This is a genomic window from Caballeronia sordidicola, assembly GCF_000729995.1.
Classification (GTDB): domain Bacteria; phylum Pseudomonadota; class Gammaproteobacteria; order Burkholderiales; family Burkholderiaceae; genus Caballeronia; species Caballeronia sordidicola_A.
Genome location: NZ_JNFG01000020.1, coordinates 70,297 through 90,479 on the forward strand (window position 1 = coordinate 70,297; position 20,183 = coordinate 90,479).

General features: G+C 60.3%; 21 protein-coding genes. 13 read left to right on the forward strand and 8 right to left on the reverse strand.

From position 1 onward, the window contains the following. Window positions 1-3: 3 nt before the first annotated feature. The 4 genes from FH08_RS0119590 to FH08_RS0119605 are packed head-to-tail and all read left to right on the forward strand — an operon-like array spanning window position 4 to window position 3,668. On the forward strand, window positions 4-828 hold the full coding sequence (locus tag FH08_RS0119590; RefSeq protein WP_031359964.1) for an ABC transporter permease: 825 nt from the start codon (window positions 4-6) through the stop codon (window positions 826-828). After that, window positions 825-1,733, forward strand: coding sequence for an ABC transporter permease subunit (locus FH08_RS0119595; protein ID WP_051888375.1), 909 nt, complete (start codon window positions 825-827; stop codon window positions 1,731-1,733). Before FH08_RS0119590 ends, FH08_RS0119595 begins: the two co-directional genes overlap by 4 nt. Next, entirely contained in the window at window positions 1,730-2,788 is a 1,059-nt protein-coding gene (locus FH08_RS0119600; protein WP_031359966.1) for an ABC transporter ATP-binding protein, read from the forward strand. The genes FH08_RS0119595 and FH08_RS0119600 overlap by 4 nt, the downstream gene beginning before the upstream one ends. Window positions 2,789-2,834: 46 nt before the next feature. Further along, complete coding sequence (locus FH08_RS0119605; RefSeq protein ID WP_031359967.1) at window positions 2,835-3,668, forward strand: phosphodiesterase; 834 nt, start codon at window positions 2,835-2,837, stop codon at window positions 3,666-3,668. A 12-nt stretch (window positions 3,669-3,680) separates the two neighbouring features. Here the strand turns inward: FH08_RS0119605 and FH08_RS0119610 are convergent, their stop codons facing one another. Together FH08_RS0119610 and FH08_RS0119615 are read right to left on the reverse strand one after the other, a co-directional pair. Then, the gene (locus FH08_RS0119610) at window positions 3,681-5,015 is read right to left on the reverse strand and encodes an ATP-binding protein (protein ID WP_031359968.1); all 1,335 of its coding nucleotides are present in this window, start codon (window positions 5,013-5,015) and stop codon (window positions 3,681-3,683) included. Next, window positions 5,012-5,674 (reverse strand): response regulator, encoded by a 663-nt coding sequence (locus FH08_RS0119615; RefSeq protein ID WP_031359969.1) that lies wholly within the window; start codon window positions 5,672-5,674, stop codon window positions 5,012-5,014. Before FH08_RS0119615 ends, FH08_RS0119610 begins: the two co-directional genes overlap by 4 nt. 289 nt (window positions 5,675-5,963) lie before the next feature. On the opposite strand from FH08_RS0119615, the gene FH08_RS0119620 reads away from it, so the two are divergent. The 3 genes from FH08_RS0119620 to FH08_RS0119630 all read left to right on the forward strand — a co-directional run bounded on the left by FH08_RS0119620 (window position 5,964) and on the right by FH08_RS0119630 (window position 8,243). After that, entirely contained in the window at window positions 5,964-6,695 is a 732-nt protein-coding gene (locus FH08_RS0119620; RefSeq protein ID WP_031359970.1) for a DUF4118 domain-containing protein, read from the forward strand. Window position 6,696: 1 nt separating this feature from the next. Continuing rightward, complete coding sequence (locus FH08_RS0119625; protein WP_031359971.1) at window positions 6,697-7,587, forward strand: alpha/beta hydrolase; 891 nt, start codon at window positions 6,697-6,699, stop codon at window positions 7,585-7,587. 290 nt (window positions 7,588-7,877) lie between these two features. Next, window positions 7,878-8,243: a hypothetical protein gene (locus FH08_RS0119630; RefSeq protein WP_031359972.1), complete on the forward strand. Its 366-nt coding sequence runs from the start codon at window positions 7,878-7,880 to the stop codon at window positions 8,241-8,243. Between the two features lie 126 nt (window positions 8,244-8,369). Here the strand turns inward: FH08_RS0119630 and FH08_RS0119635 are convergent, their stop codons facing one another. Together FH08_RS0119635 and FH08_RS0119640 are read right to left on the reverse strand one after the other, a co-directional pair. Next, complete coding sequence (locus FH08_RS0119635) at window positions 8,370-8,690, reverse strand: pyrimidine/purine nucleoside phosphorylase (RefSeq protein ID WP_031359973.1); 321 nt, start codon at window positions 8,688-8,690, stop codon at window positions 8,370-8,372. 206 nt (window positions 8,691-8,896) lie between these two features. Next, a complete protein-coding gene (locus FH08_RS0119640) occupies window positions 8,897-9,406 on the reverse strand; it encodes an Lrp/AsnC family transcriptional regulator (protein WP_031359974.1) in 510 nt (169 codons plus the stop codon). Between the two features lie 160 nt (window positions 9,407-9,566). Between FH08_RS0119640 and FH08_RS0119645 the strand changes: the two genes are divergently transcribed. From FH08_RS0119645 to FH08_RS0119660, 4 genes are all read left to right on the forward strand, one after another. Continuing rightward, complete coding sequence (locus FH08_RS0119645; RefSeq protein ID WP_031359975.1) at window positions 9,567-10,583, forward strand: 1-aminocyclopropane-1-carboxylate deaminase; 1,017 nt, start codon at window positions 9,567-9,569, stop codon at window positions 10,581-10,583. A gap of 419 nt (window positions 10,584-11,002) precedes the next feature. Then, a complete protein-coding gene (locus FH08_RS0119650; protein ID WP_235210434.1) occupies window positions 11,003-11,620 on the forward strand; it encodes a superoxide dismutase in 618 nt (205 codons plus the stop codon). Between the two features lie 80 nt (window positions 11,621-11,700). After that, a complete protein-coding gene (locus FH08_RS0119655; RefSeq protein ID WP_031359977.1) occupies window positions 11,701-12,204 on the forward strand; it encodes a DUF3455 domain-containing protein in 504 nt (167 codons plus the stop codon). 55 nt (window positions 12,205-12,259) lie between these two features. Further along, entirely contained in the window at window positions 12,260-12,937 is a 678-nt protein-coding gene (locus tag FH08_RS0119660) for a YceI family protein (protein ID WP_031359978.1), read from the forward strand. A gap of 128 nt (window positions 12,938-13,065) precedes the next feature. On the opposite strand, the gene FH08_RS0119665 is transcribed toward FH08_RS0119660, so the two are convergent. Beyond that, window positions 13,066-14,208 (reverse strand): DSD1 family PLP-dependent enzyme, encoded by a 1,143-nt coding sequence (locus tag FH08_RS0119665; RefSeq protein ID WP_031359979.1) that lies wholly within the window; start codon window positions 14,206-14,208, stop codon window positions 13,066-13,068. Next, window positions 14,205-14,876: an HAD-IA family hydrolase gene (locus tag FH08_RS0119670; RefSeq protein WP_031359980.1), complete on the reverse strand. Its 672-nt coding sequence runs from the start codon at window positions 14,874-14,876 to the stop codon at window positions 14,205-14,207. The genes FH08_RS0119665 and FH08_RS0119670 overlap by 4 nt, the downstream gene beginning before the upstream one ends. A gap of 77 nt (window positions 14,877-14,953) precedes the next feature. Here FH08_RS0119670 and FH08_RS0119675 point away from each other — a divergent pair, with 77 nt between their 5' ends. Together FH08_RS0119675 and FH08_RS0119680 are read left to right on the forward strand one after the other, a co-directional pair. Further along, on the forward strand, window positions 14,954-15,889 hold the full coding sequence (locus FH08_RS0119675; protein WP_031359981.1) for a LysR family transcriptional regulator: 936 nt from the start codon (window positions 14,954-14,956) through the stop codon (window positions 15,887-15,889). 105 nt (window positions 15,890-15,994) lie between these two features. After that, window positions 15,995-17,173, forward strand: coding sequence for a pyridoxal phosphate-dependent aminotransferase (locus FH08_RS0119680; protein WP_031359982.1), 1,179 nt, complete (start codon window positions 15,995-15,997; stop codon window positions 17,171-17,173). A gap of 23 nt (window positions 17,174-17,196) precedes the next feature. On the opposite strand, the gene FH08_RS0119685 is transcribed toward FH08_RS0119680, so the two are convergent. Then, complete coding sequence (locus tag FH08_RS0119685; RefSeq protein ID WP_235210418.1) at window positions 17,197-18,747, reverse strand: methyl-accepting chemotaxis protein; 1,551 nt, start codon at window positions 18,745-18,747, stop codon at window positions 17,197-17,199. Window positions 18,748-18,820: 73 nt separating this feature from the next. Beyond that, a complete protein-coding gene (locus tag FH08_RS0119690; protein ID WP_081889516.1) occupies window positions 18,821-20,143 on the reverse strand; it encodes an MFS transporter in 1,323 nt (440 codons plus the stop codon). Window positions 20,144-20,183 lie beyond the last annotated feature (40 nt).

Genomic DNA, 20,183 nt, shown 5'->3' on the forward strand with positions numbered 1-20,183 from the left:
ACGATGCAAGATTCCACCTTCTCCACCCGCGCGCGGGTCTTCCTGCTGGCGCCTGCGCTGGCCGTGTTCTGCGCGTTCTGGTTGCTACCGCTGGTCGCGTTGCTGCAGGCCAGCGCGGTGCCGGACGCGTTCACTGCGTATCGCGAGGTCCTGACCAACTCGCGTTATCTGCATAGCTTGCTTGCGACGATTGCGTTGTCGCTGGCGGTGACGGCGGCGACGCTGGTGTTATCGACGATCGCGGGCTTGTTTCTCGCACGCCGGGACCTGCCGGCGAAGCGCTTGCTGGTCGCGTTGCTGACCTTTCCGCTCGCGTTCCCCGGCGTGGTGGTGGGGTTCATGGTGATCATGCTGGCCGGGCGCCAAGGGTTGATCGGCGCCATCTCCACACGGCTGACGGGCGACCGCTGGGTGTTCGCGTATTCACTCAGCGGTTTGTTCCTGGGCTATCTGTATTTCTCGATTCCGCGCGTGATCGTCACCGTCATGGCGGCTGCAACGAAGCTGGATGCGTCGCTGGAAGAAGCGGCGCGTTCGCTGGGGGCATCGCCGTGGCGGATCTTTATCGACGTTGTTATGCCCGCCCTGATGCCTGCATTGATCGCGGCGGGTGCAGTGTGCTTTGCTACCGCGATGGGCGCTTTCGGCACCGCGTTCACACTCGCCACCGACCTCGACGTATTGCCGATGACCATCTACACCGAGTTCACGCTGAACGCGAATCTTGCGACGGCAGCAGCGTTGTCGATCGTGCTCGGCCTGGTTACGTGGGCCGTGTTGGCGGTCGCTCGCAGCCTCACCGGCGCGACTGTCGCCGCTACCGCATGAGGACGCCGATGCCTGAGTTCCTGAGACCGCGTCGTTTGCTTGTTGCCGGGCAATTATTGCTGACGCTGGCGCTGGTTGCGTTCATGGTCGTGCCCGTGGTGATGTCGGTGATGGCCGGATTGACCGTCAACTATTTTCGCGGCGTGTCGAGCGGGTTGACGCTCAAATGGCTCGAGCAAGTGTGGGAGATGTATCAGGGTTCGGTCTGGTTATCGATAGAGATCGCGCTCGCAACGCTCGCCATCACGCTCGCGATTGGTGTGCCTGCAGCGTACGCCTTGGCGCGCAGCAACACGCGTTGGGCACGGTTCGTGGAAGAGCTTCTGGTGCTGCCTATTGCGTTGCCAGGGCTCGCTACCGCGTTGGCTTTGTTGTCCGTGTACGGCGGCTGGAGCGCGTTTCGATCGAGCATGTGGTTCATCGTCGCCGGGCATGTGGTCTTCACCTTGCCGTTCATGGTGCGCTCGGTCGCCGCCGTCTGCGCGGGTACTGACCTGCGGACCATGGAGGAAGGCGCGGCGAGTCTGGGCGCGTCGTTCACGCAGCGCTTCCTGACGATCGTGCTGCCGAATGCGCGTCCCGGCATTGTTGCCGGCGCGCTCGCGGTGCTGACTTTATCGATAGGCGAGTTCAACCTGACATGGATGCTGCATACGCCCGACACCAAGACACTCCCGGTCGGACTCGCCGATGCATACGCGTCCATGCGTCTTGAAGTCGGCAGCGCCTACACTATTCTTTTCCTGCTGATGACCTTGCCGTTGCTGATAGCGATGCAGTGGCTGGGCGTCGATCCGGCTGGGGCGCAAAGTGCCCGCGCCGCAGCAAAACGCAAGCGCGCATTGTCGCGAAGCAGCGCTCCGGGGCAGCAAACCCTTACCCAACCCGTAGAGACCGCACGATGAGACTCGAAGCCGTTCCCGTCACCCTCAGCCGTTGTGCGAAAACGTTTCGCGGGCAGCGTGTGCTCGAACCTGTCGATCTCAGCATCGAACCCGGCGAGACGCTGGTGCTGCTCGGACCGTCAGGCTGCGGCAAGACCACCACGCTGCGGTTGATTGCGGGGCTGGAAAAGCCCGATGCCGGTGGCCGCGTGAGCTTCGGTGCCGACGATGTCACGGCATTGCCCATCGAGCGTCGTCAGGTCGGCATGGTGTTCCAGAATTACGCGCTGTTTCCCAATCTAACCGTGCGCGGCAACGTGGGTTATGGCTTGCGGATCCAGAAGGTGGAGGCATCGGCGGCGCGTCGGCGGGTGGATGAATTGCTCGAGATGACTGAATTGAACGCCCACGCCGACAAGCCGATTACGGAGTTGTCCGGCGGTCAGCGCCAGCGTGTTGCATTGGCTCGCGCACTGGCGCCGAGGCCGCGTGTATTGTTGCTCGATGAACCGCTGACCGCACTCGATGCCCGCCTGCGCGAAACCCTGCGTGCCGAGATGAATGCGTTGCTGCGCGAGCTTCGCGTGACCAGTATCTACGTCACGCATGACCAGTCCGAAGCGATGGCTTTGGCCGACCGGATCGTGGTGATGAGCGAAGGGCGCATTGAGCAGTGTGGCACGCCGCGCGAGATTTATTACCAGCCGGCGAGCCGCGCGGTGGCGCAATTCATCGGTACATTGAATCGGGTGGCGGGAGAGTGCCGCGATGACGTATTCGTCACGCTTGGCGGTACGATTAGCGTGACGGGACTCGTTGCGCAATTGCGTGCGCGGGATGGTGCGCGGACGGAAGTTTTCTTCCGGCCGGAAGATGCTGTCCTTGTCGATCCGCAATCTGCGCAGCTGCGCGGCGCGGTGGAGTCGGCGCTGTTTTTGGGTGAACGTACCCGCTTGAAAATCAGGGACGCGGCGCCGGATGCATTGATTGTCGATGTGCCCGGCCGCGTTGAACTGGCGCAGGGAACGGCGGTGGGGATATCGGTGCGCGACGAGGGCTGGGTCGCGTTGCGTTGATTCTTCACGTTCTCTCGTTCGCCTGAAGCCAAACCAAGGAGATGCCATGCTGCTCGCTCAAATCACGGATTTGCATATCAAGCTTCCCGGTGTGCTCGCGTATAAGAAAGTCGATACCGCCGCGTGTCTGCGTGCTTGTGTCGAACGGTTGAACGCGCTGAGTCCGCGTCCTGATGCGGTGCTGGTGACGGGCGATCTGGTGGATTTTGGAACCGTCGATGAATACCGGCACTTGGCAGCGTGCCTGAAGCCGTTGGAAATGCCGGTGTATCTGATGGTCGGAAACCACGACGATCGCGCGGCATTGCGCGAAGTTTTCGATGCCGGTTATCTGCACGAAAGCGGTACAGGTAGCGACTTTGTGCAATATGCGTTCGATCTGCAAGATATGCGGATCATCGCGCTGGATTCGCAGAAGCCGCAGGAAAGCCCGGGCACGTTATGCGATGCGCGTCTTGCGTGGCTTGAGCATCAGTTGGAGGCCGCTGACGGTCGTCCGGTGATTGTCGCGTTGCATCATCCGCCGTTTGCTACCGGTATCGGGCATATGGACGACATGGCGCTTGACGCGCAGGCCGCGTCGAAGCTCGAGGCGCTGATTTCGAGGTATCCGAATGTGGAGCGTGTTTTGTGTGGGCATGTGCATCGGCCGGTGTTTAAGCGCTTCGCGGGAACGATCGCTTCTATTGCGCCATCGACCGCGCATCAGGTGGTGCTTGATCTGCATGTCGACGCACCGTCGGCGTTCGTGCTCGAGCCGGGGGCGTTTGCCTTGCACTATTGGACGCACGACGTGGGGCTCGTGTCGCATCATGAATACGTCGAGCAGTTTGACGGCCCGTATCCGTTCTTCGATGACGATGGGGCGTTGGTGGACTAAGGGCTTAGCCGGTTACTTCCCCGGCGCCAACGACCCCACTCTCACCGTCAACCCACCCCCATCCTCGCGATTGCGCACCTCGAGCGTAGCCCCATGCCGCCCCGCAATGCTTGATGCTATCGCGAGTCCAAGCCCGCTACCCGCCCCCTGCGCACCCGTACCGCGATAAAACCGGTCAAAAACCCGGCCCAGTTCATCGGGCGCAATGCCCGACCCTGTATCCACGACTTCAACGCCCATGCCTTGTACATCACGCGTAAGGATCACATCGACCTTGCCGCCCTCGGGCGTATGGCGAATCGCGTTATCGATCAGATTGTTCAGCAGGATCCCAAGCGAATGTTCATCGCCCAGCACGACATACTCGTCCGATGCATTGCGCGTGCGCTCCTCCAGTCCCAGATCGATGCGTTTGGCCTCCGCCAGCAACGAGAGATCACTGACTGACCTCTCCGCGAGACGGCGCAGACTCACGGGCGCCATCGACGCAGCACGATTCGCATCCTCGCGTGCCATCGCCAATAACTGATGTGCAAGGTGAATGATCCGGTTGAGCCGTCCCTCGAGACGCTCGAGTATCTGGCCGTCGCCTTGCAAAGTGCCGTCACGCCGGGCCGCCTGAAGCTGCAACTTCAACGCGGTCAGCGGCGTGCGCAATTCGTGCGCCGCATCGGCAACAAAAACTCGCTGCGCTTGCGACGCATCGTTCAACCGGCGCAGCAAGTCGTTGAGCGCATCGACCAGTGGACGGATCTCGACCGGCACGCGAGCGCCAGCTTGCAACGGCTCAAGCGAGTCGAGCGAGCGCCGCGATAACGCCCGCGACAACCCACCGATCGGCGCAAGCCCCCGTGCGACGACAAACAACACCAGCGCAATGGTCACCGGCACCACCAGCGCTAGCGGCCACAAGGTGCGCCAGGCGAGCCGCAGCGCAAGATCCTCGCGAACCGAGAACGGTTGCGCCACCTGAATGTACCGCTCAGGTTGCTGCAGGCCAAACACGCGCCATCGGTAGTCATCGCGTTCAATCGACCGGAATCCTTCAGCGATGCGCGGCAACGCCGGCTCCTTGAGCGAGTGGTAAACGAGCTTGCCTTGTTTGTCCCAGATATCGATAGCAATCCGGTCGTCGGCTATGCCGCTGAAGTCGTGGTTGGCCCGTTCGGTAGCATCGGCGGTAGCAATATTTGCCGGCAACGACAGCGCGACGGTGCGCAGCTCGTAGTCGAACAACTCGCTCGCTTCACGGCGCGCGGTGTTAAAGATGCCATAGGCCGCAGCCAGCGACGTCGCGGCCAGTCCGAAGATCAGCCAGCCGAGCAGCCAGCGGCGGATAGATGTCATTCGATACCCTTGAGCCGGTAGCCCACGCCCCGGACCGTCAATATTTGCTCAGCGCCAATCTTGCGTCTGAGACTGTGGACATGTACCTCAATGGTATTGCTGCCCACTTCCTCTCCCCATCCATACAGCTTCTCCTCCAGTTCCGCACGCCTGAAAACGCGTGTTGGCTCCTCGATCAGCACCTGAAGCAACGCGAACTCGCGCGGCACCAGCGGCAACGGCACACCCGCCTTGCTAGCTTCGTGCGACGCGGGATCAAGGGCAAGCTCGCCATGCGTATAGATGGGCTGCTTTTGTCCGGTACGACGTCGCAGCGCCGCGCGCACGCGTGCGGCCAGTTCGTCGAGATCGAAGGGTTTCATGAGGTAGTCGTCGGCACCTGCATCCAGCCCGCGGACGCGGTCGTCCACGGCATCGCGCGCAGTCAGGATGATGACTGACGCCGCTCCGCCGGCCTTGCGGTATGTGTTCAACACCTGGATGCCATCGCGTTTCGGCAAGCCGAGGTCGAGCAGCACGAGGTCGTACACGCCATTGCCAAGCGACAGTTCCGCGGCGCGTCCGTCCGCCGCCCAGTCGATTGCGTAACCCAGCCGGCGCATGGAGTCGAGCACGGTCTCGGCAATCATCTCGTCGTCTTCTACCAGTAATAGCCGCATCGTGAAGTCTCCCCGGTCCTACCAAAAAATATCGAGCATGAATTGTCTGCGGCAGCTGCTTAAGCGTTCCTTAAGCACGGGCTTCCCAGAATCAATCGCTTGTGCCATGAATCTTTCGAATTCACAGTAATCCTTACCATGTCTTTATCCAGGGCCGGCCCTTCTCCGTGACAAGTCCAATGCCCGGAAGTCTTTAAGCATCGCTTAAGCTTATGCATGCGACACTGGCTGTAACTGTGTGTAATAATCCACCCTCGTTCTGGTTATCTCGCTGAAACAATCCGCATTAATGAATATTCAAAACGCCCGCCGCTGGGCGCCGCGAGGCAAGCGAGTGTGGGTAATGAGCGCGCTCGCACTTTGTGTCGCCAGCGGGGTCAGACTCGCCTTGCACCCATTCCTCGGCCCGGTCATGCCAGGTGTCGCCTTCTGCATAGCGGCGGCCATGGTCGAATATTTCTTTGGCCTCATTCCTTCGCTGACAGTCATGCTGCTTGGACTGGGCATTGCCGATTTCCTGTTCGTTCCACCTTACGGCCAGATTGCGGTCATCGATCGCGCTGACGTCATGCTCGCGATTTCGTATCCGCTCGTCACGCTGTCCACTATCACACTTATCGAACGGCTGCGGCGCTCGCAATTCAGTACAGAACTGATCGCGGCAGTGGCGCTTTCACGCTACGAAATGCTGCTGCGCGCCGATAATGAGCGTGCGCTGTCGCGCCGGGCGGTGGACGAAACGCATCGGCTGGTGCGGCATCTTCCGCATTACCACGACGCCATCATCTTGCTGCAGGCCGTCGATCGCAACGCGGCGCCAGGCGCCAAGGAAATGGCGCCGGGGCGGCTTTTTGCCAGTGCGCATCCTGACGATATCGAAAGGCTACACCGTGGTTTGCAACCGGGGCGGCATCGCGTGCGCATCAGTTCGGGCGACGGTGTGCACAGACTCGTGGAATGCATTTGTGAGCGCTTTACCACCCACGCCGGTGAGTTTCTGATCTTGCGCAGGGTTGATTAGCGTGACCAAGAAAACCTCCGCGTTGACCGCGTCGACCTTCTACTCCGGCAGCGACCATGCAGTCCTGATGCTGCACGGCCTGTCCAGCTCACCGCTCGAAATGCGCCATCTCGCGCGCTACTTGAATAGCGAAGGGCTCACCACCTGTGCGCCCAACCTCCACGGTTACAGTGCAGGCACGCCGGAACTGCGCATGGAAGCATGGGTTGCGGCCGCGGTCAGGGAATTCGATGCGCTGAGCGAGCGTTACTCGCGAGTCTCCGTGTGCGGCCTTTCGATGGGCGCAGCGCTCGCACTGGCGCTCGTGCGTGAGCGGCCCAGCGCGCAGGCTATCGTGCTGCTGTCTGTCACGCTCGACTACGACGGTTGGGCGATGCCGTGGTATCGCTTCCTGCTCGGCTGGGCGTATTACACGCCGCTGCGCCATCGCTGGCGGTATCGCGAGGAAGCGCCGTTCGGGCTGCGCAACGAGGCGTTGCGCGCGAAGGTCGGCCGCGCGATGCAGCGTAACGACTTGAGCGAAGTAGGCCCGTCGAGCATCTCGCTTCCTGCGTTGCATGAAGCGAGCCGCCTTGCCGCGAGCGTGAAAAGAACACTGGCGGCGCTCAAGAACGATTGCCTGCTGATTCATGCAATCGACGACGAGACCTCCAGTCCGCGCAACGCGCAATTCGTTGCGTCGAACATTGGATCGCCGGTTCTGCGCACCATCTATCTCGACGATTCGTACCACATGATCACCTCCGACAACGAGCGGGAAATCGTCGCCCGCGAGACCGCCGTGTTCCTCAAGGAAAGCGAAGCCGCCAGCAGTGCCGAAGGAGGAGCTAAGCCGGTGGTATCGAAGGCGCTTGCACGGCGCCTCAGGCAGATGGCCTCCATCAGCAAATAAAGCCTGGGCGACAGCCTGGCGGCGGCCTGCAGCGGTGCCGAAGCTTTCAAAACAATTTTTGGTAACTGAACGCTCCGCGCGCGGATAAGCGTCGCTTAAGCATGTCCCGTGCACTCTATCTGCACTGTGGGCTCGGTCGGTTGTGCGGCGGGCGGATTTCGCCGGCTTACCGCGGCAACGCGTTCCGCGTTCCGCCTTGCCGTGGACATTGAGCCCAGCATCGGATGGAAGCGGGGCCTTGTTCAAGATTGAAAGCAAATTTCGCTTGGTGCGAGACCGGAGAAACCGTCATGCAAACCACTTTGTCGATCGCATTGCGCGCCCATGCGGTGCTCTTGTCGGCATCGGTGGCGGTGCTGACGGCGATGTGTCTATGCATCGTCTTGTTGCTGCACCTGCCGTTGGATCATCAGGGCACGTTCGGACTCAGGGCGACAGTGTTCGTTATCGCGGCGCTCGGCGCGCTTTATGTGCGGCATAGGGCAAGCTGCGCGTTCAACGCAGCTTTGCAGGCGCGGCAGATCCGCTTAAGCGACGTCAACGCGAACGGCATTTCAATCAGCGACGACTGCCCGCACGCGTGGATGGTTCAGCTATACGCAGAGCTCCATCCGGCGGCGGCGCGTCGGCAGATCGCGTCGAGGAAATGTGCTTAATGCGCATGCGACGTGCGTTGCCCGAAGACGGTGGACTGACGGCACTACAAACCCCTGTCGTCAATTAATCATCTTTTTGTTCAAGTCAGGCGCGGCGGGCACACCCCACGACGATCCAGCCTGAGCTCAAAAGTAGTGGCACACGTAGTCGACGGTCTCAATCACTTCGATCTCGAAGCTGGTGTTGCCCGGCACGGTGATGGACTCGCCGGCGCCATATTCACGCCACGCTTCTTCTCCTGGATTACGCACGCGGCATCGTCCGGCATTGACGTCGATCTGTTCCGGCGCTTGCGTAGAGAACGTCAGCAGCGCCGGGAAAATAACGCCTAGCGTCTTGCGCGTGCCATCGGCAAGCAGGATGGTATGCGAGACACATTTGCCATCGAAGTAAATGTTGGCGTGCTTGATGATCGAGACGTTGTCGAATTGTGCAGTCGTTGTCATGCGTGGAAATTCCTATGGTCCGGGTTGTTGGCCGACGGCATGGGGCTCAGGCCGTCGGCGCATTGATCTGTCGTAATCGTATCGCGAGGCGAGGGATCGCCGATCCTGGAAGCGTGGTTTGGCGCCCGGCGAAACATAATCATTATCCTTCAGCTTGGCAATGATTCGGCGCGTGCGCGATGCACCCGGCGGCTAAGCGCGGAACCCTAGATAGGGAAACTGGTTGTCGACAGGATTTCCTTCAGGACCATGAAGGTCCTGACCTGGCGCACACCGGGCAAGTACAACAACTGCTCGGCGTGAAGGCGGTTGAAGCTCTCGCTGTCGCGCGTGCGTACCAGCATGAAGCAGTCGAACTCGCCCGTCACAATGTGGCACTCCATGCATCCCGAGACCTTTTGCGCGGCTTTCTCGAACGCGGCGAAAGACTCCGGCGTCGAACGGTCGAGCACCACACCGATGATCATCAGCATGCCCGCGTTGAGCTTCTTCGGGTCCAGCAACGCGACCGTCCCGCGAATCAAGCCCGCTTGTTTAAGGCGCTCTACACGACGCAAACAAGCGGGTGCACTCAGGTTCACCTTGTCCGCAAGCGCGACGTTGGAAATAGAGGCGTCACGCTGAAGCTGCCTGAGGATCGCGCGGTCGACGCGGTCCAGCTCAACGCCGGATTGCTCGCTTACACGCGAGCCGGCACGAACTTTTGTTGCGCTCATGACTATTTCTCCACACGTTAATTACGCCGTTCAGTCATTCGTTCAGTGAGAATTAAACAAGCGACAATTTATTCGCAACCCTGTTTCAGCCAAAGTTTTTTACCATACTTCTCATCGACGCAAATTAATGCGACGAAGTGGCTGTCTACCGGAGCGACACATGAACCTCAAGAAATTTCCCCGTCACGCGCTCACTTTCGGGCCAACACCGATCCAGCCGCTCGCACGGCTGTCGGAACATCTTGGCGGCAAGGTCGAGCTCTATGCCAAGCGCGAAGACTGCAACAGCGGCCTAGCATTCGGCGGCAATAAAACCCGCAAGCTCGAATACCTGATCCCGGAAGCGATCGCGCAAGGCTGCGACACGCTGGTGTCCATTGGTGGGATTCAGTCGAACCAGACACGTCAGGTCGCCGCCGTTGCCGCGCACCTCGGCATGAAATGCGTGCTGGTGCAGGAAAACTGGGTGAACTACTCGGACGCAGTGTATGACCGCGTGGGCAATATCCAGATGTCCCGGATCATGGGCGCCGATGTGCGCCTGGTCGCGGACGGTTTCGACATCGGCTTTCGCAAGAGTTGGGAAGACGCTTTGGACGATGTACGGAAAGCGGGCGGCAAGCCCTATGCGATTCCCGCTGGTTGTTCGGACCATCCGCTAGGCGGCCTGGGCTTTGTGGGTTTCGCGGAAGAAGTGCGCCAGCAGGAAGCGGAGCTGGGTTTCAAGTTCGATTACATCGTGGTCTGTTCGGTTACGGGCAGCACGCAGGCGGGCATGGTCGTGGGTTTTGCGGAGGACGGCCGTGCGGATCGGGTAATCGGTATTGATGCATCGGCCAAGCCTGAAAAGACCCGCGAGCAGATCCTCCGGATCGCGCGGAAAACGGCCGAGCAGGTAGAGCTCGGACGCGACATCACGTTGAACGATATCGTGCTGGATGAACGCTATGGCGGTCCCGAATACGGCTTGCCGAATGAAGGCACGCTCGAGGCCATCCGCTTGTGCGCGAAGCTGGAAGGTGTGTTGACCGATCCCGTGTACGAAGGCAAGTCCATGCACGGCATGATCGATAAAGTGAAACGCGGTGAATTCCCGGAAGGCTCGAAGGTGCTCTATGCGCATCTTGGCGGCGTGCCGGCGTTGAACGCCTATAGCTTCCTGTTTCGCGAAGGCTGATCGAGTAAATGCGCGGACGAAAAGCGCTCGGATGCAGGGCGTTTCGTTCGCGGCTACGGCCATGGGGATATGACGACACTATGTCTTCGCCCCGAAGCCATCGGTATCGAAGCAGATGTTGCTGAATTCTTCAGCTTGTTTCCGCCGCCCGTTAATAACTTGCGGAGCCGATGGAATAGATGTCGAACCCGAAGCGTTGTGTGAATGCAGCCCGAACAGACCGGTGAACCGGTGATGGCTGCAATCACTCCACACTTACGGGTTTCTTCATGCTCAACTCGCTCATTTCCCGTCGTCGCCTGATTGCAGGCGGAACAATGGCATCGGCCAGCGTCGCGCTCTCGAAGTTCGCGTTCGGCGCTTCCATGCAAGACACATCGGCCCAATCTCCCGCCGATGCAAAACCGACGCTCGGCGTTGTGCCCGCTTACCTCGGTTCATCGCCGCAAACGCTGCCACCCTTGCCTTACGCTGACAACGCGCTCGAACCGGTGATCTCGGCGCGCACCATCGGATTTCATTACGGCAAGCACCATCGCGCGTATTTCGATAACCTGCACAAGCTGCTGGCCGGTACGCCGCTGGAGCAGGCATCGCTTGAACAAGTGATCATGCAATCGCACGATCAACCCGCTCTCGCCGATGTCTTCAACAACGCCGCGCAAGCCTGGAATCACAATTTCTACTGGAATTCGCTGAGCCCGGTTACCACCCAGCCGAGTGAAAAACTCCAGGCGGCAATCGTACGCAAGTTTGGTTCAACCGATGCGTTGACGAAGGCATTGGTGAAGACGTCGGCGTCGCAGTTCGGCAGCGGCTGGGGCTGGCTGGTCGTCGACCAGGGCGAGCTTGCGGTCGTCAAGACGAGCAACGCGGAGACACCATTCACGCGGGGACTTGCGCCGTTGCTCACGGTTGATGTATGGGAACATGCGTATTACCTGGACTATCAAAATCGCCGTCCGGACTACCTTGTCGCTACCGTGTCACAGCATTTGAACTGGGCGTTTGCGTCAGCGAATCTGGACCGCGTCTGAGCAGGACTGGACCGATATGCCCGCAGCGTGGCCGCAGGCGCACAATCCATGCTCACCAATTCCATTCAAGCAGGAGTTTCATGTTCACTCATTTCGACCGCGCGAGCCGGGTGGCGGCTTTGATGGTCCTCAGCGTTGCCAGTACTGCCGCGTCCGCCGCGTCCTCTATCGATCCTCCTCAGGCGGAACGCGTCGTGACGACGACCGCTTCCGGCGTGCAAGTGTATTCATGCGAATACGATGCGCAACATCATTTGGGTTGGGTGTTCAAGAACCCGCAGGCAACGCTCTACGATACAAGCGGCCAGGCGTCGATCCGGCACTCGGCGGGGCCATCGTGGGAGGCGGATGATGGCAGCCGGATCGTGGGCCACGTGATAGCGCAAACGCCGAGCGAGACCACCGCAAGCGTGCCGCAGTTATTGCTTGAAACCCACAGCACTGCGGCGAGCGGCATGCTGTCTGCTATTCGTTATGTTCAGCGCGTGAACACCGTAGGCGGCGTGATGCCGGCCTCGCCGTGTTCGACCGAACATGAGCTTGGCAGCTCGCCTTATATCGCTAACTACATTTTCTACAAGTAGCACAGGCGGCCGTGATGGCTTGCGCTACAAGCGTCGATCTCTTCAAAGGACAATCATGCGTGACTCCAGATTGTTGCCTCGCTTTCGTGCGCTTCGTGCACTCCGTACGGGTTTGCTGATTGCGTTTGCCTTGTCGATGTCGGCTTGCACGGCATTGAGCGTGGTGACACATTCAGTGTCGCCTGATGAAGCAAGTGTTCCTGCGGGGCGTTATCAACTTGACCCGCATCACTGGAACGTCAGTTTCGATGTGGATCACTTCAAGTATTCGCGCTTCGTCATGCGCTTCGACAAGACGACCGCGCAGTTGAACTGGAATGCAGCCGGCATGGAGCAGAGCACGGTGACGGCGGATATCGATGCAACCAGCCTGGACACCAACGTCCCGATTCTCGACAAGATGGTCAAGGGCCCGGATATGCTCGACGTCGAGCGTTTTCCGACGATTCATTTTGCGAGTACGGCGTTCAAGCGTACGGCGGACGACAAGGGCGAACTCACCGGTGACCTGACCATCCATGGCACGACCAGGCCGGTCACGCTCACGGTTACGTTCAAGGGGCACGCGCCGAATCCGCTGACCAAGCAACAGACGCTGGGCTTTTCCGCCGACGGGCATTTCAGCCGCGCACAGTTCGGTTTATCGACGTGGTATCCGGCCGTGGGTAACGACGTGCACGTGGCGATTCAGGCTGAGTTTGTAGCGGTCGCGCCGGACGCCGCGTCTCAGTGATTGACGGCGTGAGCGCGGGGAAGCGGGTGCTTTATCTGCTTGCTACACGTCGCGGGGCGCGTCATGCGCCCGCGCGTTTGATCCTGCCTGCTGTTCGGACACTCGTCGTGAGTGAGGTCGTCGCTGATCTACCAGCCGTAAAAGCGGTTCCATGCGGCCACATCGCCATCTTCCGAGCGCGCGTGATAAACGGGAAATTGCGCACCGGTAGCGCATGCATGATTCGGCAAGATCAACAGCCGTGTACCAACCGGCAGATGGACCGAGATGTCCTTGTCGGGATGATCCACGTTCGCGAGAATGCCATGCTCCTGGTTCGCGCCCGTGAGCATGTAACCATCAAGCGGTGCGCCATCGAGCGTACAAGCCTGTCCGTAACCATAGTCGTGCGTCTGCTTCGCCGTGCCGCGATCGCGGCTCATCGCCATCCAGCCGGCATCGAGGATAGCCCAGCCCTTGTCCACCTGATGACCGATGACCGTCGTCAACACGCTGAGCGCCAGATCGCCGGTCGTGCAGACGCCAACGTTGCGCATGACGAGATCAAAAAACACATACACGCCGGCCCGTACCTCCGTGACGCCTTCAAGATGCTGCGCGGCAAGCGCCGTTGGCGTGGAACCAACGCTAACGACATCGCACGGCAGACCCGCGTCGCGCAAACGCTCGGCGGCGTGCACGCAACCCGCGCGTTCCTGTTCGGCTAGCGCGGCGAGGGCGTCGGGCGTGTTGAGATCGTAGCTCGACCCGGCATGGGTCATGACGCCACCAAGACGCGCACCACGGCGATCGCCATCGCCATGCAGCGTCCGCCCGATATCGAGCAAGCGAGGTTCATCGGGCTGGACGCCGGAACGATGACCGTCGGTATCTATTTCGATCCACACCTCGAAGGTTTCACCATGAGCGCGGCCGAATTCGGCAACGGCCTGCGCGGCCTCCAGGTTATCGACGATCAGTTTGAGATCGCATCCCGCTCGCCGTAACGCCAGCGCGCGCGGCAGTTTCGATGCAATGATGCCCACCGCATACAGGATGTCGTGAAAGCCCGCCGCGAAAAACTGCTCCGCTTCCTTGAGCGTCGACACCGTGATGCCGCGCGCGCCCGCATCGCGCTGCGCCCGCGCGACTTCCACACATTTCGTCGTCTTCACATGCGGGCGGAACGCGACACCGAGCGTGTCCATCCGGTTCTGCATCCGAGCGATGTTGCGCTCCATGCGCGGCCGGTCGATCAACGCGGCAGGGGTTTCGATCTGATCAAGAATCATGACGTGGACGTTCCCTTCGATAAGTTGAAACCGCGCAGCCAAGGCAGCAACGCGTCGAGCGTAGGTGCTTCGAGCTCGGGCGCCTGCGCGCCCGGCACGAGTTCCAGACCCACGCGGTTATGCCAGTAAGTGCGCAAGCCGGTCGCTGCCGTGCCGAACATGTCGTAGCTCGAACCGGCAACGAATGCAGCCTCATCCGCGCCGACCTTCAAACGATCGAGCGCCATCTGATACGGCCGCGGGTCGGGTTTATAGAAGCCCGCGCTTTCGGCGGTCACGATCACGTCCCAGTCGATATCGAACAGACCGGCGGCCTGCTCGCCGAGGCGCTTTGAGCAGTTCGTCACAATCGCCAGCCGGCAATGCGGCGCGAGCTTGCGCAGCACTTCATTCGCGCCGCTCCAGGGCGCTAGTTGCAGCCATTGCGCTTCCAGCACGCGGGCGGCTGACTCACGCAAACCGACCTGCACCGCGGCCTGGCTTACGAGTTCTTCGTAGGGAACGTAGGCGCCGCAACCGTAGGTCAGGCGCAAGTATTCCGCGCGCCAGGCGCGGCCGGCGGGTTCACTGCCGGCTGCACGATTCCACAGGCTCCATGAATCAAGCAGGGCGGTCAGCAGGTCGAACAGCACCGCTTTTGGATAAGTCAGGGTAGATTGATTTGGCATGATGGAAGCGACTTTACTGATGAAACCCTAAGCTGTGTTTAAATTCAGGCACATCTATCCTTAAGTAAAATTGAACGATGGAACTCGCTGACCTTAGGCTCGTCACCATGCTTGCGCGCTCGGAATCCTTGAGTGCGGCGGCGCGCGTCCTGAACGTGACGCCGTCCGCGCTCTCCATGCGGCTCAAGAAGCTGGAGAAGGCGCTGGGCGTGACGCTCGCTACCCGCGATGCAAGGCATATGTCGCTGACTGCGGACGGCGCGAGACTGGCACGCGAAGCGCAAGGGTTGCTGAGCGCCATCGAGGCACTCCCCGACACCTTCCGCGAACAGACCGCGCAACTCGCCGGGCATATTCGGATTGCCGCGCCGTTCGGTTTTGGACGCGTGCATATTGCACCATTGCTTGCGCGGTTTGCCCGCGCGAACCCGGGGATTCGCCTGCAACTCGATCTGCTCGAAACGCCCTGGCCCCACAGCCATGCCGCCGATATCGTGATCCAGATCGGCACCGTCCGCGACTCATCGTGGAGCGCGCGGCCGTTGCTTGCGAACGAGCGCTGGTTGTGCGCGAGTCCGGGTTATATCGCGGCTCGGGGTTATCCGTGTGAGCCGCGCGAGATTCTCGAACACGACTGCATCTGCATCCGCGAAAACGATGAGGATGTGACACTCTGGCGTGTGCGCCGGCGAAAGTCGGATGCTGGCAGGAAGCCGTCGTCACCCAACACGTTGCGCGTCACGCCCGCGTTCACCACAAACGACGGCAGCGTCGCGCGCCGATGGGCGGAAGAGAGTCTGGGGCTCGTGCTGCGCTCGCAATGGGATGTGGCGGATGCGGTCGCGGCCGGCAAGCTGGTGAGGCTCCTGAGCGAGTGGGACTTCGGCAGCGCGCCGGTCATCGCATTGGTGCCTACGCGCAAGGGGCGCTCGCTGCGCATCCAGGCGTTGTTGAATTATCTTGTGGAGAATCTGGGCGCGGAAACTACCGGCGAAAGAACAAAAGGGCGCTGACGCAGCCGCTTGACGTCTGCATTCCGGTGGACTTTATAATCGAAGCGATCGAATTAAAAAATCATCGCGTGCCGGGTCGATCGTCACGCTTCAGGGAGTGAGCGCATGAAGTATTCAAACCTCGTGGAGCGCCTGCAGGGCAAGCGCACGGCTGCCTGGGAAATCCATCACGCGGCGCAGCAGGCTTTGCAGAACGGCGAGGACGTCATCGTCCTGAGCGTTGGAGACCCCGACTTCGCGACACCCGAAGTAATTGTCGATCGCGCGGTGGCCGCGCTGCGCGGCGGCGACACGCATTACGCGGAAGTGGTAGGCCGCGAGCCGTTGCGTTCGGCCATCGCACGGGATCACTCGCGCCAGACTGGCACGAGCGTGGATGCGGGCCATGTGATCGTGGTCGCGGGCGCGCAGAACGGGCTCTTCGCTACGTCCTTGTGCCTGTGCGAAGCGGGCGACGAGATCATCGTGCCCGAGCCGATGTACCTGACCTACGAGGCCAGCGTCCGCGCATCGGGCGCCACGCTGGTGCCCGTGGCCGTCGATCCGGCGAGAGCATTTCATCTGGACTGCGCGGCGCTTGAGGCTGCCATCACCCCTCGCACCAAGGCAATTTTCTTCGCCACGCCCTGCAACCCGACGGGTGTAGTTATGCCGCGTGAAGATCTTGAACGTATCGCCGAACTGGCTCGCAAGCATGATCTCTGGATCGTCGCCGACGAAGTGTATGCAGACCTGACGTTTGAGCGCGAGCATGTGAGCATTGCTTCGCTTGCGGGCATGGCCGAGCGGACTGTGACGATCGGCAGCTTGTCCAAGTCGCATGCCATGCCCGGTTGGCGCGTGGGCTGGGTGATTGGACCGAAGACGCTGATCGAACATCTCGGACGGCTTGCGCTTTGCATGCTCTACGGCTTGCCGGGCTTCATTCAGGAAGCGGCGTTGACCGCGCTCGAGAACCGGGCGCAGATCGTGGCGGACATGCGTGAGATTTACCGGCGGCGGCGCGACGTCGTGTTCAATCGTCTTCGCGACGTGCCGGGCTTGCATTGTTTGTTGTCCGAGGCAGGCATGTTCATGATGGTCGATGTGACCGGCACGGGGCTCGATGCCTATGAGTTCAGCTGGCAGCTATTCCGGGCGCAAGGCGTTTCGCTGCTCGATGCCAGCGCGTTCGGCGAGACGGCGAACGGTTACGTGAGGCTGGGTTTTGTCGTCGATGAAACCCGGCTCGCGCAGGCTTGCGATCGCATCGCGGCGTTTGTTGCTGGCTTGACGCGGGGTTGATGCGGACGGTGAAGAATGGAACACTAACCAATCGTACCGATTTTAAAAACACTGACGATCTGCGTAAGCTTGGCGCTGTGCTCTTTCAGCGAACTCGAGGCGGCCGCAGCCTCTTCCACCAAAGCGGCGTTCTGCTGCGTGACCGTATCGATCTGCAGGATCGCCTGGTTCACCTCCTCGATGCTGATCGACTGCGTCTGGCTGGCAGAGGATATTTCGCCTACCAGATGCTGGACATGCTTGATGTTCTCCACCATCTCGAGGATCGTTTTTCCCGCACGTTCGACGAGGTAAGTCCCAGTGTCCACTTTGCCGACCGAATCACCGATCAGCGCCTTGATTTCCCGTGCGGCAGACGCGCTGCGGTGCGCCAACCCCCGTACTTCGCTCGCCACAACGGCAAAGCCTTTGCCTTGCTCACCGGCTCGCGCTGCCTCGACGGCCGCGTTCAAAGCAAGGATGTTGGTCTGAAAAGCGATGCTGTCGATGACACCGATGATGTTGACAATTTGCTTGGCAGAACTGCTGATTACGGCCATTGTCGCAACGACTTCCGCCACTTCCATGCTGCCACGCAGTGCCACTTCGCTGGCTACCCTGGCGAGTTGATCAACCTCACGCGCATTTGACGAATTGTTCCTGACTGTCTGAGTCAGACTTCCCATGGTCGCGGAGGTCTGTTCCAGCGATGCGGCCTGTTCCTCCGTACGCGCCGACAGGTCGATATTGCCAGCTGCAACCTCCGAAGAAGCGACTTCTATCATGTCCGAACCGCTACGCACTTGCGCGACAATTCCCCGCAACGTGACGCTCATCTGATCGAGCGCATCAAGCAGTTGTCCTGGCTCGTCCTTTGCCGAGTTCCGGATGCTCGCGGTCAGATCGCCGTCTGCCACGAACCTGGCCATCCGTAGCGCCGACGCTAGCGGCCGCGTAATGCTCAACGTCAACAGCAAGGCGACGAGGCCGCCTGCGAGCATCGACAACACCGCCATCATGATCAGCGCATTGCGCGTCCTGAACTCCGCCGCATCAATCTCATCGGAGACATGGTCGATACTCGTCCTTTGTGCGTCGAGCAGATCGCGTAAGCGTAGTTCGTACTCTTTTGCCGCAGGAACAAAGGTTTCATCAAGCATTTTGCTCGCGAGTTCGTTCTTCCCGTCTTCCTTTGCCTTCTTGAGCGCATCTCGCGATTTGGCATACTTACCCCTCGCATCAATCAGGGCAGTGTAGAGCGCCTTTTCCTGATCTGTTTCCAGCAATGGTGCGATCTTGTTCTGCATGTCAGTCGCAAGCTGCAAGGCGTCAGCGGCGTCCTTTGCGAAGAAGCTGTCAAGCGACGTATCGTTGCTTTTGGCTATCGCCATGGTCCGCCGGATCGAACCGTAGGTTGCGCGGTACCAGTCACTGATCATTCGTTCTTTGGCGAGTGGGGTATGCATCATTTCGTGCGTCGTCGTTGCCACGTCATGCAGACGCCAGATGCTCACGAGCGAACTTGCCAATGAAACGAGAAAAATCAAAGCGAATCCAACGGCCAGTCTCTTGCCGATCTTCATGTCGCGAAGCATGTTTATCACCCTCTTCTGATATTTGGCCGCCGTTCGACCCATTTCTCGCCTGGCGGCTGGCTTATCCGTGCGCTTATTGCGACGGAACCAACCAACGCGCAGACCTGACGCTGCGTCCGAAGGCCATCGTGAGCATGGCGGCGAGAAGCAGAAATCCGGAGAGTGCCAACAGCGAGCCGCTATAACCCGGCGTGGTCTGCTTGAGCCAGCCCACGAGGTAAGGGCCGAAGAAGCCCGACGAATTGCCTATCGATAGAATCAGGCCAAAGCCGCCCGCTGCCGCGCGGCCCGTGAGAAATGTCGACGGCAGTGCCCAGAATGTCGCAAGAAAACCGAATGCACCAATCAGCGCGACCGTCAGTCCGATCATGATGAAGATGCCGTCGTGCGCCAGACTGCTGGCCGCCATGGCGACCGCGCCGAGCAAACACGTTGCCGTGACGTGCCAGACCCGCTTGCCGGTGCGGTCGGAACTCCGGGCCCAGAGGATCATGGCGACCGCACCCAGGAAGTTCGGTATCGCGCTGACGAGGCCCACTTCGACATTGCTGAGGCCCAGCGATTTCACGATCTGGGGCATCCAGTAATACACCCCGTTGAGCCCGATCAATCCCGTCAGATACGTGCATGACAGGATGACGACGCGCAAGTCCGTGAGGGATTGGCGCAGGGTCATGTGACCCGTGGTTTCGATCCGGGCGCGCTCAAGCTGAAGCTCCGATTCGAGCCAGGCCTTTTCTCCGGGGCTCAGCCAGGTTGCTTTCGATGGCGAGTCCTTCAAGGTGAAAAGGCAAAATATCCCGAGCGCCACCGCAGGGATGCCCTCGAGCAGGAATAGCCACTGCCACTGCTTCAGGCCACCCAGGCCGTGCAAGCTCAGGATCGCACTGGACAGCGGACCGCCGATCACCGCCGCAAGCGGGACCCCGAGAAGGAATGTGGCGATAGCCTTGGCTCGCCACTGCGCTGGGAACCAGTATCCGAGGTAGATGAATATGCCCGGAGCAAACCCGCCTTCGGCCACGCCGAGCAGAAAACGCGCGATGGTCAATTGTGTGGGCGTGCGCGCGAATGCGCATACGACGGTCATGATGCCCCAGGTAATCATGATCCGGGCAATCCAGATTCGGGCGCCGAACTTCTGCAGCGCAAGATTGCTGGGAATCTCTGAAATGCAATAACCGATGAAGAAGACGCCGACCATCCATCCGAAGCCGGTGGGCGTAATGCCCAGATCCTTGTTCATCGTGAGCGCGGCGAAGCTGATATTCGTCCGGTCGATGTAATTGACAAGAAAACAAAAACACACGAACGGCAGGATGCGACGGGCGACCTTCCCCATGGTTCGCTCCTGGCTCACCCCCTCTTCGAAAGCATCCACTGAAACAGAATTCACGACACGTCTCCCCATTGTCTGGATTATCTTTGATTGCACT

Coding starts and splice junctions, on each gene's coding strand:
- FH08_RS0119590 (WP_031359964.1), top strand. CDS start 4: ATGCAAGATTCCACCTTCTCCACCCGCGCGCGGGTCTTCCTGCTGGCG.
- FH08_RS0119595 (WP_051888375.1), top strand. CDS start 825: ATGAGGACGCCGATGCCTGAGTTCCTGAGACCGCGTCGTTTGCTTGTT.
- FH08_RS0119600 (WP_031359966.1), top strand. CDS start 1,730: ATGAGACTCGAAGCCGTTCCCGTCACCCTCAGCCGTTGTGCGAAAACG.
- FH08_RS0119605 (WP_031359967.1), top strand. CDS start 2,835: ATGCTGCTCGCTCAAATCACGGATTTGCATATCAAGCTTCCCGGTGTG.
- FH08_RS0119610 (WP_031359968.1), bottom strand. CDS start 5,015: ATGACATCTATCCGCCGCTGGCTGCTCGGCTGGCTGATCTTCGGACTG.
- FH08_RS0119615 (WP_031359969.1), bottom strand. CDS start 5,674: ATGCGGCTATTACTGGTAGAAGACGACGAGATGATTGCCGAGACCGTG.
- FH08_RS0119620 (WP_031359970.1), top strand. CDS start 5,964: ATGAATATTCAAAACGCCCGCCGCTGGGCGCCGCGAGGCAAGCGAGTG.
- FH08_RS0119630 (WP_031359972.1), top strand. CDS start 7,878: ATGCAAACCACTTTGTCGATCGCATTGCGCGCCCATGCGGTGCTCTTG.
- FH08_RS0119635 (WP_031359973.1), bottom strand. CDS start 8,690: ATGACAACGACTGCACAATTCGACAACGTCTCGATCATCAAGCACGCC.
- FH08_RS0119640 (WP_031359974.1), bottom strand. CDS start 9,406: ATGAGCGCAACAAAAGTTCGTGCCGGCTCGCGTGTAAGCGAGCAATCC.
- FH08_RS0119645 (WP_031359975.1), top strand. CDS start 9,567: ATGAACCTCAAGAAATTTCCCCGTCACGCGCTCACTTTCGGGCCAACA.
- FH08_RS0119655 (WP_031359977.1), top strand. CDS start 11,701: ATGTTCACTCATTTCGACCGCGCGAGCCGGGTGGCGGCTTTGATGGTC.
- FH08_RS0119660 (WP_031359978.1), top strand. CDS start 12,260: ATGCGTGACTCCAGATTGTTGCCTCGCTTTCGTGCGCTTCGTGCACTC.
- FH08_RS0119665 (WP_031359979.1), bottom strand. CDS start 14,208: ATGATTCTTGATCAGATCGAAACCCCTGCCGCGTTGATCGACCGGCCG.
- FH08_RS0119670 (WP_031359980.1), bottom strand. CDS start 14,876: ATGCCAAATCAATCTACCCTGACTTATCCAAAAGCGGTGCTGTTCGAC.
- FH08_RS0119675 (WP_031359981.1), top strand. CDS start 14,954: ATGGAACTCGCTGACCTTAGGCTCGTCACCATGCTTGCGCGCTCGGAA.
- FH08_RS0119680 (WP_031359982.1), top strand. CDS start 15,995: ATGAAGTATTCAAACCTCGTGGAGCGCCTGCAGGGCAAGCGCACGGCT.
- FH08_RS0119685 (WP_235210418.1), bottom strand. CDS start 18,747: ATGCTTCGCGACATGAAGATCGGCAAGAGACTGGCCGTTGGATTCGCT.